Raw genomic sequence first — 15073 nt, 5'->3', positions numbered from 1 at the left:
AGCCGAGCGCTGGACCCGCGCGCGATGACGTCATCGACCATGCCGCCCCGCGATGCCGGCTGAACGATGATTCGGCATTGCCATTCCAGCAGACGCAAATTCGTTCAGATAGAAGGATTACGACAATCCGCTAGGACGCATCGCGCGGCGAACCGGCAAAAAAAATCGAAGGTCCGCATCGCTGCGGAACCTTCGACGGAACCTGCCGTTCCCGGAGAATTCGTGCCCGCCCCTCCGCTTCCTGCGAATTACGGGGCCTAAACAGCGGAGAAACAGTTGTCGACGAACAGATGCGTGCCGTTGACGAAGCTCGATTCGTCGGACGCAAGGAACAGCGCGGCCGCGGCCACTTCCGACGGCTCGCACAGCCGGCCCTGCTGCACCGCGATAGCCGCTTCGGTGGCGTCCACGCCCATCGCCTGCAGATCCTTCAGCTCGCGCATCCCGTGCGGCGTGCGGATGAAGCCGGGCGCCAGCGCGTTGCAGCGGATGCCGCGATCGCGGTATTCGACGGCGATCGCCCGCGCGAACATGTGGCACGCGCCCTTGGTCGCGTCATACAGCACCTCGCCGGGCGTCGCGCAGACGGCCGAGATCGACGACGTGCAGACGATGCTGCCGCGCCCCTTTTCCAGCATCTGCGGCAGGACCGCCTTCGTCATCAGGAACATGCTCTTCACGTTCACGCCCATCAACCAGTCCCATTCGGACTCGTCGATGTCGAGAAACGGTTTGACGATCAGCGTGCCCGCATGATTGAACAGAATGTCCGCATTGCCGTACTGCCTGCGCGCGGCATCGACCGCCTTCTGCACGTCCGACTGCTTCGACACGTCGGCGCCGAGGCCGATCGCCTGCAAGCCGGCATCGCGCAGTCGCGATGCGAGCATTTCGGCGGCGTCGCCGTCGCGGTCGATGATCGCCACCTTCGCGCCCTGCGCGGCGAACAGTTCGGACGCGGCGCCGCCGCATCCGCCCGCGCCGCCGCTCACGATGGCGACCTTGCCGGCCAGGCGCCCGTCAATCTTCGCATTCATGTGTCGTTCTCCAGTCTGGTTCGTTCGGACCGCTCAGCTGAACAGCGTCCGAAGATGATCGTTGAGGAAACGGCCTTCCGGGTCCACGCTGCGGCGCAGTTCGCGGAACGCTTCGGCCTTCGTAAACCAGCGATCCACATCGTCGCGGTTCGTGAAGTGCAGCTTGCCCCAGTGCGGACGCGAACCGTAATCGCGCAGGATGTCGTCGACGTCCTTCAGGAACGGCCAGTAGTCGACGCCGTTCGGCCCGCCCGAGCACGAAATCGTCACGCTGTCCTGATTGTTGAACGGGCTGATCCACGCCGGATCGCCCTTCGTGAAACGGTACTCGACCGGGAAGATGCAGTCCCGATGCTTCGTGAGGATCAGGTCGCGCACGCGGCGCAGCGCGTCCTTGCCGTGTTCGGCAGGCACGGCGTATTCGAGTTCGTGGAAGTTCGCGACGTAGTGGATCGCATAGACCTCGGCGCTGTACGCGATCTTCTCGTGCTCGCCTTCGAAGAACGTGCGTTCGTCGGTGACGTCCATCACCTTGATTTCGCACACGTCGTAATCCTTCTTCGAGTTCGATACCTTCGTGGTGTCGGGCAGGCAGTACAGGTGGCGGCTTTCGGACGTCGGGCACCAGAAGAAACCGAAATGCCGGTGCGTGGCCGCGAGGTCGTCGTACTTTTCCATCAGCGCGTCGAAATCCTCGCGCCACACGCGGTCGTGCAGCCAGAACGCATCGGTCACCTGAAGCGTCAGCTCCGACACCACGCCGAACAGGCCGAGGTTCACCTGCGTCGCATGCAGCAGGTCGAGGTCCTGCCTGTCGCTCACTTCCATGATCGATCCGTCGGGGCGAACGATCCGCATCCCGACGACCTGCGACGACAGATTGCTCAACGTCGTCCCCGTGCCGTGCGTGCCGGTTGCGAGCGCACCGGCAATGGCCTGCGAGTCGATGTCGCCCTGGTTGACGAGCGAGAAGCCGATGTCCTTCAGATGACGCGTCACCGCGTTGATCCGCGTGCCGGCCTTCACCGTGACGCGCTTGCGCTGCGCGTCGACCGCGACGATGCCCTGGTAGTCCTTCAGCGACAGCAGCAGGCCGCTCGTCGCGACGACCGGCGTGAACGAATGCCCCGATCCCGAGCACCGGACGTTCTTGCCCTGGCTCGTCGCGGCATGCACCAGCTCGGCGATCTCCGCCTCGCTGCTTGGCGACGCCATGTGGGCGGCGACGCACGATTGATTGCCTACCCAGTTCCGCCAGAATCCGCCACGTGGAAGCTCCATCGACGTCTCTCCAGAAGTGTGCCGCCGGTACCGCGCGGGCAGCCGTGTTCGATTCGTCCGGCAACGCAGTGCAATCCTCGCGGCGCCGCCGCGAGGCGCTGCGTTGTGTCCGTTCGTGCCAAAGGTATTGCGTCGGCCGGCTTTTCACTATCGGATTTCGGCAAGCGAGGGTTTGCTCGAAGAATCGGGCCGCCGGGGTTTTTGACCGGTCCGTGCAGCGGCTACAATGCATCGATCCGGCCCGCCCTTCCCGACTCCGATGACGCCGTCCGCCGATCCGAGCGATTTTTCCGGTGCCCCGCCGTTTGCGCGAACGGTGGCGTTCTGCGCGTTCACCGACGTGGAGGAACAGGCACGGATCTTCGACGGTTGGGATCTCAACTACACGCAGATCTCGGGCGGCCGGTTTCATGGCTCGTCGTCCATCGTGTCGCTCGGCGGCATCCGGCTCCTGGTCGAGGACCTCGACAAGGTGATCCTGCAACAGGGCGCGGTGCCGTCGGACCGCATCGCGGTGGCCGTGCCGCTGGAGCTCGAAGGCCATGCGCGCATGTGCGGCGAGAAGAGCGGGCGCGACAGCCTGCACGTATTCTCGAGCCAGCCCGTGTTCGAGTTCTATTCGCCCGACAGGCACGTGCTCGTGAACGTCGAGATCGAACCCGACAAGCTGTCGACGGAAGCCATGCGCACGCTCGCCGCGTCGCTGCGCGCGCGCACCTTCGCGCCGCTGATCCCGATGACGACCCAGGTCGCGGACCGCTTGCGCGGCCTGCTGCGCCACACGATGGCCGCGGCGGCGAAAAGCACGCCGATCGACGACGTGGCGACGCAGGAGCGCATCGAACTGCTCGAGCGGACCGTGCTGTATGCGATTTCCGAAGCGATGACGGTGCCCGCGCCCGACGCGGAGACCCTCCCGGCGCGACCGACGAAATACTGGTCGCTCGTGAACGCGGTGCAGGAGCGGCTGCAGGATGCGTCGACTTGTCCGCTGTCGATCGCCGAACTGTGCGTGCAGCTCGGCATCAGCCGGCGTACCGCGCAATACGCGTTCAACGACACGCTCAACCTGAATCCGATCGCGTATCTGCGCGCGGTCCGGCTGAATCACGTTCGTCGCGAGCTGCGGCTCGGCGGATCCGTGACGTCGGCCGCGACGAAGTGGGGTTTCTGGCACCTGAGCAGCTTCGCGCAGGACTACCGCGCGATGTTCGGCGAGTTGCCGTCGGCGACGGTGCGACGTTACGCGCACCGGGAGGCCGAACCTCGATCACGCGATGCGTGACGCAGCGTCGCGTTGCTCGCGCAAGAACCGGGCTTGATGAAGAAAGCCGCGGCCGAACGTGCGCCGCGGCGAGTTGGAAGCAGACCGCCCGCGCAGGGAGACGGCCTGGACCGGCCACCGCCCCGCGCACGACCTCGCTATACAGTCACTCCTGCTGCTCCTGCTCCGCCTGCACTTGCCGCTGCTGGATGAACTGCCGCACATCGCTCATCGTCACGCGACCGGTGTGTTTCGCATCGATCTCGTCGAAGTGCTTCGCGACGAACCCCAGCCCGCTGCTCTGCGCCTGCGCTTTCGTCACCGCCGCGCCGTTGCTCAGCACCGTGTTGCCGCCGAGCCGGGCGTCGACGCGCTTCTGCGCCTGCTGCTCAAGCGTGGCGCCGGTCGACGGCAGCACCGGCGCCACGCGGGTCGACGGAAAGAACGGACCGTCGACGCCGTGCCCGCCGCGCGGCAGCTTCACCGGCGCCACCGCCTGCGGCGGCAGTGCATGGGCGCTGCTCATCACGGCACCGAGGACGATCAACGGAGACATACGCCGCATCAAATTGATTAGGGACATGATCACTCGCATTCAATGGATGAATAGAGGGTTCCTTTTCTCAAGGAGTCCGTCGTTTACGGCGCCGCCGCCAGCGTCGTCGCAGCCGTCGCGCCCGGCACGCTGCCGGTCGGCGTGCCGGCCGGGTTCTCGTCCGGCCACGGCGGCGGCAGCGTGCGCAGCGTCAGCGCGGTCGGAATCCGCCTGCCCTGATAGAAGATCTTCAGGTCGCGCTTCATCTGCGGACGCGCCACGTCATCCAGGTACGTCATGTGTCCGCCCTGGAAGAAGTTCACCTGCAGCTTCGGGTTCAGGCCCTTCACAGTCTGCAGCCGCGCGAGTTGCTTCTCGGTGTTGAAGAACGGCGTCGCCAGATCGTGAAGGCCGTTCTCCGCGAGCACCTGGAGCTTCGGATTGAGCTGCAGCGCGCCGAGCAGATCGGGGATCGTGTCGGGCATCGGCTGGCCGTCATGCGAGAAGTCCCACACCTGGATGATGTTGTCGTTCAGCGGCAGGTAGGTCGCGTTCGGCGCGGTGTAGCCGAGGTAATCGGGCATCTGCGTCGCGAGCGCGTTCGTGAACGGCTGCGAGATCAGGATGTCCGACGGATCCCCGTCCGCTTGCAGCCGCGGATCCGAGTTCGGCAACGACACGCGTCCGTCATAGCGGCCGATCGTCGTGCCGGGCAGCAGGCTCGTGCCGAACGGATTCGCGTTGAAGTAGCCGCGCAGCGCCTGCTGCGTGAGGCTCGACGGCAGCGACCACAGCTTCAGCGTCGCATCGCTCGGGAACACCGGCGTGCCGAGCGCATCCGGAATGCCGAGCTGGCTCAGCACCCACGATTGCGAGTACTGCTGCAACTGGTTGTAGATCAGCGTCGTGAACAACTCGGTCTGCAGTGCATACAGATACTGGTTGACCGGCGCCGGCGACACCTGGTTGAAGTACGCCGCGACCGCCGCATAGCCGGGCAGGTAGCCGGCCACGGTATCGGTGTCGAGCAGCAGCCCTTCAGTCGACTGCGTGATCGCCACCGCCTCCACAGCATCGGCGAAGTAGTTCAGGATCGACGACTGCAGCACGATCCCCGTCAGATGCACGCCGGCCGATTCGAGCGCCAGCGCGAGCATGTCGGTACGCGGCGTGCCGTACGATTCGCCGTACAGATAGATCGGCGACGTGCCGCGGCTGTTGACGTTCAGGTAGCGCTGGATGAAGTCGCGCATGATGTTGACGTCCGCGTCCGAACCCCAGTACTTCTGGTTGGTGTTCGGCAGCACGGCTTCCGACAGCCCGGTTCCAGGCGGGTCGATGAACACGAGGTCGGTCGTGTCGATCAGGCTTTCCGCGTTGTCGACGAGCGGATAGTTCGGCCAGTTGTTGCCGAACAGCGGATCGGGCGTGGCGACGCGCGTCGGTGCGAACGAGCCGAGGCGCAACCAGATCGACGACGAGCCGGGGCCGCCGTTGTAGACGAACGTGACGGGGCGCGGCTTACCGTTCGTGCTCGGCGCCGTGTACGCGACGTACGACATCGACGCTTCCGCGTTACCGTTTGCGTCCTGCGCGGTCAGGTGGCCGGTGGTCGTCGTGTAGTTGACCGTCGTGCCGCCGGATTTCCACTGGTAATGCATCACTGCCGCCTTCTCCGAGACCTGCGCGGGTGCGAGGCCGTCGGTCGCGTTCATCGAATAGGCGACGGGGTCGACGTAAGGCTGGTTTGCCGTCGGCGACTGGCTGCCGGCCGCAGCTTGCGCGCTGGCCTGTTGGCTGGCGGTAGTTTGCGCGAGGCTCGACGCGCCCACCGACGACGAATCGTCGCCGCCGCAGCCCGCGAGCGCGAGCGTCACGGCCGTCACTGCGCCTAGCCCGGCCAGCCGGACGCGACGTTCGCGCCGGCTGCCGGTACTGCTTCTGTCTGGTTTCATCTCGGTCCTTGTGTTGGGTCGGATATCGCTTCACACAGGCCGCCATCGCCGGCGAAAAACGCGCAGGCATACCCGCCACTCGCGTTGCACGGTCGGCAGACGGCGGTTGGGGAATGGACTTCTTCGAGACACTGAACTTGATACAGACACAGCAAACTGCTGGCGGAGAATGATGCGGGAACGCCGCCCCCTTGCAGTTTCGACGACTTATCGTATTACCAAAATTTACGACATCACAAAAATAGGCGGTGCTGCGCCGCGTTGTCAAAGATCATTCCGATATTAAAAAATCTCTTATGATGCGAACGACGATCAGTGTCTGGAATTTGAAAGAAAACGAATGTTCGAACCTGGCACGTTCCGGGAATCAATATTGCTGAAATGCGGCCCGTTTTACGCATTTCACGCGGCGCCTTTCCAATACAGGCAGCGCGTGCGAAAGCCCTTCAAATCGATAGGATTATTCTTTCATTTTAATTATCCCGGGCCGATTGACGCGATTCATTGAATAAAGACAGACATCACCCACAAAATACCGATTCAATTTATTTCCGGGACACACGACGGAATTATTTACTCGATGCCCGAATGAAACCACGAATACGCCGAACAGTATTGATGCGTAATACGCGGGTATTCGCACTGGAGACGCGATCATTCGCGTCGCGCATTCCGGATCGGATTGGAGCGTTCCCGAATCGGGCTCGTGACGGCCGAGGGAGGGAGACCGCGCGAGCGGCGGCGCCACCGCCCGGGCGACGACGCGCGGCGACGCCGCACGCCGTCATGCATGGATTCGATTCAGCAATCAGCGCCCGCCGCCCGGCAGCGCGATATCGATCAGCACCGGATCGTGATCCGACGAACGATACGCATCCGGCGCATAGAAGGTCTTCTGCTGCTCGGCCGACTTGTACGCGAGCGTGTACTGCAGCGCGAGCGGCTCGTCCGCGTTGATGTGCCATTCGTGCACGGCCTTCACGTGCGACGCGAGCGGCAGCGACGCGAGCGCATGATCGAGGTAGCCGGCTTCGCCGTTGTACACGTAGCTGTACGCGTTGGCGCCGATCCAGCGCGACACGAGGTTGCGGTAGCCGCGCGATTCGAGCAGGCGGATCGGGTCTTCATACGTGTAGCTGTTGAAGTCGCCGATCAGCAGCGTGCCCTGCCCCGCGACACCCGTCGGCGTGCCGGCGAGCCAGTCGGCCAGCTTCGCGGCCGCGCGCGTGCGCGTCGGGTTCCAGCAGCCCTGGCCGTCGCCCTGGTCGAGGTCGTCGTTCGCCGCGTCCGGGCAGTTTTTCGACTTCAGGTGGTTGACCGCGATCGTCAGTGCCTGCTTGCCGCCGATCCGGCGGAACGACTGCGCGAGCGGCTGACGGCTCTTGTCGTCGATCGCGAGCGTCGACGCGCGGCCGACGGGTTCGACCGCGCGGCTGTCGTAGATCATCGCGACGGCGATCGCGTCGCCGCCCAGGCGCGACGTGCCCGGATCGACAACGCGCCAGTTGCTGCCGAGCTTCGCGGCAAGCTGGCGCACCGCGCTCAGTTCGCCGTAGCCGTTGTTCTGGATTTCCATCAGGCCGATCACGTCGGCGTCGAGCGCCTTCAGCGCGCTGACGATCTTCGCTTCCTGGCGCTGGAATTCCTGGTAGTTCTTCGCACCGCGGTTGTTCGGATCATCGAAGCCGCCGCCGAGACCGTTGCCGTTGAAATAGTTGAGGACGTTGAACGACGCGACGCGCAGGTTCGATTTCGGATCGCGTGCCGGGGCGTTGGTACGCGGATTCGAACGCGTGTCGAACGTCGGCGCGGCCGCACCCGGCAGCGGCTGCACGCGCCATGCGCCATAGCGCACCTCGAGCACGCCTTCGACGTCGCGCACTGTGTAGCCCGAGCGCAGCGTGTTCGCGGCCGACAGTTCCGGCGCCGGATACGGCACGGTCGCCGGGTTCTGCTTGTTCGAGCCGTCGTCGAGGACCAGCCGGTTGCGTGCGTTCGCATCGATCTGCGTCTGCGCCTGCGACGGCGGCACCACGCTCGTCGGCGTGCGCAGGCGCCCGTTGCTCAACATCACGCTGCCGTAGCGGCCGAGCTCGTAGTTTTCGGTGACGGTGAGCGTTTGCGGCAGGCGCACGCGCATCCCTTCGTACGCGGCGAATGCGTTCGGGCTGTCGACCGGCAGCGTGAGGGTCGCGGGCGTGACCGTCTGGCCGTTCGCGCACACCGCGATCGCGCCCGACAGCGTGAGTTGCGTCTGCCCGTATTTTTCCTCGACCTTGCCGGTCACGTGCACGAGATCGCCGGCCTTCGCGCGCACTTTCGGCGCATAGACGAACAGGCCTTCGGACACGCCCGGCTGATTGCGGCGCTGCGCGTCGGCCTGCTGGACGAAGAAGCCGCCGAAGCCGTCCGTGCCGCCGAAGTCGGCGGTGACGACCGCTTCGATCGACACGTTCTGGCCGGCGAGCGGTGACGGCGCGCCCGGCCCCTGGATGTCGGCGATCGGCGTCGTGCTGCCGCCGCAGTTCGGACTGACAGGAGCGGCGGTGGCGGCGAAGACGGGTGCGGCAAGCGTGGGCAGCAGCAATAGCGGGGCAAACAGGCGGATTGTCGAGCGCATGACGGGGAATCCCGGTTGTGAGGGTGGCGAAAGCTTAGCGGCGCTCGATGACAGTTTTTAGTAACCAAAAGACAGATGGATGTAAGTTCTACGTCGTCCGGCCGATGCCGCCATGCACGCGGGTGCGCATGCGCGCGCGGCGCCACGGAGCGGAGTACGGCAGTCGCAACGCGCGACAGCGAGGCGGCACACATGCATGCTTGCCGAAAGCATTCCTCTCGGCTAGACTGCCCCTCGTCTTTGGGGAGTAGCCTGCTTTCCATCCCCCGGAAAGCGAACGCGTCAACACACTCGGCCTGCTGCCGTGGCGCGTTCGGCCGAATCGGTCTGGCGAGACCATCGACGCATCGCGTCGTTCCTGGTCGGACGTCGGCAGATGCGTCATGGTTCGTCCACGTCCGACCACGGAGTCCCCATGTTCCTTTCAGCTTTCTCCCTGCATTTCATTCGCTGCATTCGTTCCGCCACCGCCCGCGTGCCTGCCTGCGGAGGTGCCGCATGACGTTGATGCTCGTCGAACTGGCGTTCATGCTGATCGTCATCCTGGTCGCCGCCGAACTCTTCACGAACGCGCTCGAACATCTCGGCGAACGGCTGAAGATTTCGGAAGGCGTGACGGGGTCGCTGTTCGCCGCCGTCGGCACCGCGCTGCCCGAAACGATGGTGCCGCTGCTCGCGCTCGCGGGCGGCACGTCGAACGCGGCGGTCAACGAGGAAATCGGCGTCGGCGCGATTCTGGGCGCGCCGCTGATGCTCGCGACGCTGACGACATTCCTGATGACGCTCGCCGTGATCCGCTCGCGCGGACTCACCGGCACGATCGCACCCGAGCGCACCGGCTTCGTGCGCGACCTGAACTACTTCATCGCCGCATTCACGCTCGCCACCGTCGCGATGTTCGTTCCGCATCATGTGTGGGCGGTGCGCGCGCTCCTCGCCGCGATGCTGGTCGGCGTCTACGTGATGTACGTCGTGATGACGTTCCGCGCATCGACGCAGCTCGTCGATGCCGGGCACGGCACCGAGGCGCCGCACGCGATGTTCCTGTCGCGTGTCGGGCTGCCGACCAACCTCGCGACCATCGCGCTGCAACTCGCGCTCGGTGTCGCGCTGCTCGTCGGCGGCGCGAAGGGCTTCATTCACGGCGTCGAGGGCGTGTCGCATCTGCTCGGCATCTCCGCGCTGCTGCTGTCGCTCATCATCGTGCCGATCGCGACGGAGTTGCCGGAAAAGGTCAACAGCGTGCTGTGGATCCGCCGCAAGAAGGACACGCTCGCGTTCGGCAACATCACCGGCGCGATGGTGTTCCAGGGCACGCTGCTGCCGGCGATCGGCATCATGCTGACGCCATGGGAGCCGCGCCCCGAAGTGCTGACCGGCGTGGTCATCACGCTCGCGGCGGCGGTGTGGCTGCGCGTCAATGCGCGTGCGCGCGGGCTCGCGATCTGGGCGTTGCTGGCGAACGGGGCCGGATATGTCGGCTATCTGTTCGTGACGCTGACGCGCTGAAAGCTCGGCGCGCTTCGATCAGGACGCGTCGAGCCGAGCGTTGGCCTGCCGCGCATCTCACAGCGGATGCTGACGCTCGATCTGCGCGCGCTCGAGGATGCCGGCTTCGTGCGCCGCACCGTGTATCCGGAAGTGCCGGTGCGCGTCGAGTACGATCTGACTGCGGACGGCGACCGGCTGCGGCCTGTCGTCGAAGTCATGCGCGCATTCGGGTTGTGGCTGAAGGCGCGCGATGCGCACGGCGAGGTCGAAGCGGAAACCGCGCTGGCCCGATAACCCCACATCGAGAAAAACATCATGGAACTCCATGCCACCGTCGGTGCGGCAACGTCCGATATCGACGACGACGAAAGCTGCGCGAACATCTATTGCCACGACGCGGAGCAGAACTATTGCTTCTCGCTGCTGCGCTTTCCGGAAGAAACATCGATCGAGGTGATGGTGCTCGACCAGCTCACCGCGCACGTGAAGGATCTGACGGTGCGCCTCACGGGCGACACAATCGAAGTCGAACTCGATGAGCGCACCGCCGCGCGTCTCGACGGCCACACGCATTACGTGATTCATCTCGCGCCCGGCGAGCATGATCCGGTCGTGCTGCGTGCCGCGCTCAAGGAAATCTTCGATGGCAAGAGCGGATATCGCGACGACAGCGCAAGCGCGTAACCCGGCCTGCCCTCCGCTCATGACATGTCCACATATTGAGCACGCAACGTCCCATTAATAGGGATGCCTGCCCAAATGTTGACGCGCTTTGCTCCACGGTTCTAACGTTCGCCAATGCCATTGGATACGGCCCCGCCCCGCCATGCGTGCGACGGCCGACACAGAACTCAGGAGACGACCGTGGCCCATTCCGCGTCGCGCACGCATGCCAACCCGTCGGCGCAATCGCAATCGCACACGCATGCCGACACAGCACCCGATTCCGCCGCCCGCAGGGCCGCGCCCGCGGCTGCCGCCGTCGCCGAGCCGCCGAGCCGCAAGCGCCTGATCATCCTCGCGCTGCTGTTCGTCACGGTCGTGATCAACTATCTCGACCGCAGCAACCTGTCGATCGCCGCGCCGGCGCTGTTCAAGGAACTGAACATCGATCCGGTCCGCGCGGGCCTTGTGTTCTCCGCATTCGGCTGGACCTATGCGCTGATGCAGATCCCCGGCGGCTGGCTCGTCGACAAGGTGTCGCCGCGCGTGCTGTATGCGAGCGCGCTTGCTCTGTGGTCGGCCGCGACGGTATTGCTCGGCTTCGCCGGATCGTTCGTCGGACTGATCGTGCTGCGCCTCGCTGTGGGCGCACTTGAAGCGCCTGCCTATCCGATCAACAACCGCGTGGTTACGACGTGGTTCCCGACTCGCGAGCGCGCCAGCGCAATCGGCGGCTACACGTCGGGGCAGTTCGTCGGCCTCGCGTTCCTTACGCCCGTGCTCGCGTGGCTGCAGGTGCATCTCGGTTGGCACATGGTGTTCGTCGCGACCGGACTCGCGGGCATCGCATGGGCCGCGGTCTGGTACGCGGTGTATCGCGAGCCGCGCGCGTTTCGCGGCGTCAACGCGGCCGAGATCGCGTCGATCCGCGACGGTGGCGGCCTCGTCGATCTCGAGGACCGCATCGCCGCGCGCAGCGAACGCACGCCGTCGACGTGGCGCGACCTCGGCGTCGTGCTCGGCCGGCGCAAGCTGTGGGGCATCTATCTCGGCCAGTTCGCGCTGAACTCGACGCTTTGGTTCTTCCTCACGTGGTTCCCGACCTACCTCGTCAAGTATCGCGGGATGGACTTCATCAAGTCGGGCTTTCTCGCGTCGCTGCCGTTTCTCGCCGCGTTCGTCGGCGTGCTGTGCTCGGGCCTGCTGTCGGACTGGTTGATGCGGCGCGGCGCATCGCAGGGCTTCGCGCGCAAGCTGCCGATCATCTCGGGGCTGCTGATCTCGACCTGCATCATCGGCGCGAACTACGTGACGTCGACGGGCTGGGTGATCGCGTTCATGACCATCGCATTCTTCGGCAACGGCTTCGCATCGATCACGTGGTCGCTCGTGTCGGGGCTCGCGCCCGCGCGGTTGCTCGGCCTTACGGGCGGCGTGTTCAACCTCGTCGGCAACCTCGCCGCGATCGCGACGCCGATCGTGATCGGGCTGCTCGTCGATGGCGCGGACTTCTCGCACGCGATCACCTATATCGCCGCGATGGCGCTCGCAGGCAGCCTGTCGTACGGGCTGCTGGTCGGCAAGGTCGAGCGCATCGACGCCTGAGCAGGTACCGCGCTACGCGGCCAGCGCGATCGCCTTGATGTTGAACGCGCGCAGCAGATCCTCGCAGAACGCGTCGACGATCGGCTTGTCGCTCGCGCTGCGCTTCATCGCGAGATGCAGCGGCACGTCGAAGCTGAACGTCGTGCGGCCGATGGCCTTCACGAGCCCGCGCTGTTCGAACGGCTCCGCGTAATGCGCGGGCAGATAGCCGAGATGGCCGCCCGACAGGATCAGGATCGTCGCGGCCTCGATGCTGTCCGCGCTCGCGGTCACGCGCCGCTCCGGCAGCGGATACTGCTCCTCCGGCACCGGATAGGTGCGCCATACCCAGTCGTGCGCCTGCAGGTCGTCGGCCGACACCGGCCGCGACGCATGAAACAGCGGATGCCCGCGTCCGCAGTAGATCACCTGCTCCTCGGTAAACAATGGCGTGTAGTCGAGCCCCGGCACGCGATGCCAGAAATACCCGATCGCGAGATCGAGCTGGTTGTTGACGAGGCTTTCCTCGAGTTCCTGCGGCGACGCGACCTTCATCGAGAACGTGACGGCCTGGTCGCGCTTGCGGAACGCGCCGATCGCCTCGGCCAGGCGCGCGTTCTCGACGAGCGGCGCCTGCCCGATCAGGCCGATCGACAGCGTGCCGACCAGCTTGCGGTCGATGTCGCGCACGCGCGCGACGAACTCGGAGGTTGCCGCGACGAGCGTGCGTGCCGTGGCCGCGAAGCGTTCGCCTTTCGACGTCAGCCGAAAGCCGCCGCGGCCGCGATCGCACAGCTTGAAACCGACGCGCGCTTCCAGCGCGGACAGCTGCGTGCTGATCGTCGACTGCCGCACGCCGAGCGAGGCCTCGGCGGCCGTGATGCCGCGTGCGTCGGCGACGGCGAGAAAGACCCGGATGAGCCGGAGATCGAGATCGGTGGTATTCGAAAACATGCTTCGAGCCGCTGCGCCTGAGCGCGTTGTCGGGCCGGCGCGACACCGGCCGTCTTCGCCGATGAACCTTGCCGGACGCGCGCCGCCATCGGCAACGGCTCGCGCCATACTCGTCGCGCGGACATCGCGCGTCGCTCACATCGGGAAGCCCATCGCCTTGATCCCGTTGATCCACGCACGCTTCCAGCCGCCTTCGGCATCCGCGCCGTCGAACGCATGGAACGTGATCTTCGCGGCGACCCAGCGCATCGGCTCCGGCGGGATGTAGCTCGGGCTCTGGTTCGCGATGTCGAGCTTGCGCTCCGGGCTGTCGCGATCGAACAGGATGTTCAGTCCCATGAACGCACCGAACCGGCTCGCCGCGACGCCGAAACCCGTGTAGCCGGCGACGAACACGGCCTTGTCGCCGAGATAGCGCTTCGCGAACACCGAGCCGCGCGAGCAGTAGTCGATCGGGCCGCCCCATGCGTGCGAGAAGCGCACGTCGGCGAGCTGCGGGAACGTGCGATAGAACGCCTCCGCGAGCCGGTAGTAGGTTTCGCGCTCGCCGTCCTGGTGCGGCTCGGGATCGCCGTCGAAGTGATAGCTGACCAGCCCGCCGAAGATGATGTTGTTGTCCTTCGTCAGCCGGAAATAGTTGAGCTGCGTGCGCGTGTCGTACACGCCCTGGCGATTCTTCCAGCCGATCCGCGCGAGCTGCGCGTCGGTCAGCGGCTCGGTCGCGAGCACGTGGTCGCGCACCTGCATCACGCGGCGGTTGATGTCGGGAATGCCAACCTTGGCCGTGCCGCTGCCGAACACGACGCGCGGTGCGCGCACGCCGCCCCTCGGCGTCTTCACGTACACCGTTGCGCCTTCGTCGGTCACCGTCATGAGCGGCGTGTGTTCGTACAGTTTCACACCAAGCGACAGCGCCGCGCGCTTGAGCCCCCACGCGAGCTTCGCCGGATGCACGATGCCGCTGCGATTGCGCGACCACAGCGCGCCCGCGAACAGCGGCGAATTCAGTTGCTCGAGCGTTGCCTCGCGATCCAGCAGCACGACGTCGTGTCCGTATTGGCGATGCAGGTCGTAGTCGCCCTTCAGGTGCGCGATGTGCGCGGGGTCGACCGCCACCGTCATCTCGCCGTTCCACTCGATGTCGGCGTCGATGTCGTAGCGCTTCAGCGTTTCCTCGAAGCCGTCGAGGTTGCGATGGCCGAAAGCCTCGAGCTGCGCGATGTCGTTCGGAAATACGCGCACCGCGTTCGGCAGCCCGTGCATCACCGACGTCGAGATGATCCCGCCCGCGCGGCCCGATGCGCCGTGCGCGACCTTGCCGGCCTCGATCAGCACCACGTCGAGATGCGGCATCTGTTCCTTCGCCTGCACGGCCGCCCACAGCCCGGTGAAGCCGCCGCCGACGATCAGCAGGTCGGCCGTCGCGTCGCCGACGAGTTCCGGCTCGGCGGCCGGTGCGGCCGGGTTGTCCAGCCAGTACGGGAACAGCTTCGTATTCGCGAGCGCCTCGGCGGCGCTCAGTGCGACCGGCGCGCGATGCGCGTCGTGCGCGTGTGCCGGTACGGCCTGCGTTGTTTCTTTGACTTCCATTTCCATGATCCCAGCCATCCCACGTGATCGCGGCCCGCGCGTGCCGTGCGTGCGCGGCGCGCCGAATGCGCGGATTTCACCGATCTCGTCGGTTGTTCC

The 15073-nt window shown here is 65.6% G+C and carries 11 protein-coding genes, 1 pseudogene and 1 riboswitch; of the genes and pseudogenes, 5 read left to right on the top strand and 7 right to left on the bottom strand.

Annotation, left to right across the window (positions count from 1 at the left end; genetic code table 11):
* Positions 1-257: 257 nt before the first annotated feature.
* Both WI26_RS16475 and WI26_RS16470 read right to left on the bottom strand, forming a co-directional pair.
* Entirely contained in the window at positions 258-1037 is a 780-nt protein-coding gene (locus WI26_RS16475; protein ID WP_069226546.1) for an SDR family NAD(P)-dependent oxidoreductase, read from the bottom strand.
* A 33-nt stretch (positions 1038-1070) separates the two neighbouring features.
* Positions 1071-2318, bottom strand: a complete 1248-nt coding sequence (locus WI26_RS16470) for a D-arabinono-1,4-lactone oxidase (protein ID WP_069226545.1) — start codon at positions 2316-2318, stop codon at positions 1071-1073.
* Between the two features lie 259 nt (positions 2319-2577).
* Here WI26_RS16470 and WI26_RS16465 point away from each other — a divergent pair, with 259 nt between their 5' ends.
* On the top strand, positions 2578-3603 hold the full coding sequence (locus WI26_RS16465) for a helix-turn-helix domain-containing protein (RefSeq protein ID WP_069226544.1): 1026 nt from the start codon (positions 2578-2580) through the stop codon (positions 3601-3603).
* Between the two features lie 145 nt (positions 3604-3748).
* On the opposite strand, the gene WI26_RS16460 is transcribed toward WI26_RS16465, so the two are convergent.
* The 3 genes from WI26_RS16460 to WI26_RS16450 all read right to left on the bottom strand — a co-directional run bounded on the left by WI26_RS16460 (position 3749) and on the right by WI26_RS16450 (position 8692).
* Positions 3749-4177 carry a 2-oxoglutarate dehydrogenase gene (locus WI26_RS16460; RefSeq protein ID WP_069226543.1) on the bottom strand — a complete coding sequence of 143 codons (429 nt, stop codon included), beginning with the start codon at positions 4175-4177 and terminating at the stop codon, positions 3749-3751.
* 44 nt (positions 4178-4221) lie between these two features.
* The gene (locus tag WI26_RS16455) at positions 4222-6072 is read right to left on the bottom strand and encodes a S10 family serine carboxypeptidase-like protein (protein WP_059536084.1); all 1851 of its coding nucleotides are present in this window, start codon (positions 6070-6072) and stop codon (positions 4222-4224) included.
* Positions 6073-6880: 808 nt separating this feature from the next.
* Complete coding sequence (locus WI26_RS16450) at positions 6881-8692, bottom strand: ExeM/NucH family extracellular endonuclease (RefSeq protein WP_069226542.1); 1812 nt, start codon at positions 8690-8692, stop codon at positions 6881-6883.
* A gap of 230 nt (positions 8693-8922) precedes the next feature.
* Positions 8923-9099, top strand: a riboswitch (yybP-ykoY riboswitch).
* 91 nt (positions 9100-9190) lie between these two features.
* On the opposite strand from WI26_RS16450, the gene WI26_RS16445 reads away from it, so the two are divergent.
* The 4 genes and pseudogenes from WI26_RS16445 (at position 9191) to WI26_RS16430 (ending at position 12451) form a co-directional block, all read left to right on the top strand.
* Positions 9191-10201 carry a sodium:calcium antiporter gene (locus WI26_RS16445; protein WP_059465002.1) on the top strand — a complete coding sequence of 337 codons (1011 nt, stop codon included), beginning with the start codon at positions 9191-9193 and terminating at the stop codon, positions 10199-10201.
* Positions 10202-10246: 45 nt separating this feature from the next.
* Positions 10247-10477: pseudogene (locus tag WI26_RS16440) on the top strand (winged helix-turn-helix transcriptional regulator); the annotation flags it as partial.
* Between the two features lie 21 nt (positions 10478-10498).
* Positions 10499-10867 carry a hypothetical protein gene (locus WI26_RS16435; protein WP_059509938.1) on the top strand — a complete coding sequence of 123 codons (369 nt, stop codon included), beginning with the start codon at positions 10499-10501 and terminating at the stop codon, positions 10865-10867.
* 180 nt (positions 10868-11047) lie between these two features.
* Entirely contained in the window at positions 11048-12451 is a 1404-nt protein-coding gene (locus WI26_RS16430; protein ID WP_069226541.1) for an MFS transporter, read from the top strand.
* Between the two features lie 12 nt (positions 12452-12463).
* On the opposite strand, the gene WI26_RS16425 is transcribed toward WI26_RS16430, so the two are convergent.
* Both WI26_RS16425 and WI26_RS16420 read right to left on the bottom strand, forming a co-directional pair.
* The gene (locus WI26_RS16425) at positions 12464-13384 is read right to left on the bottom strand and encodes a LysR family transcriptional regulator (RefSeq protein ID WP_069226540.1); all 921 of its coding nucleotides are present in this window, start codon (positions 13382-13384) and stop codon (positions 12464-12466) included.
* Positions 13385-13519: 135 nt separating this feature from the next.
* Complete coding sequence (locus WI26_RS16420; RefSeq protein WP_069226539.1) at positions 13520-14980, bottom strand: NAD(P)/FAD-dependent oxidoreductase; 1461 nt, start codon at positions 14978-14980, stop codon at positions 13520-13522.
* Between the last annotated feature and the right edge of the window lie 93 nt (positions 14981-15073).

It is taken from the genome of Burkholderia diffusa, from assembly GCF_001718315.1.
GTDB lineage: Bacteria > Pseudomonadota > Gammaproteobacteria > Burkholderiales > Burkholderiaceae > Burkholderia > Burkholderia diffusa_B.
This window is presented reverse-complemented; position numbering and strand designations above follow the sequence as displayed.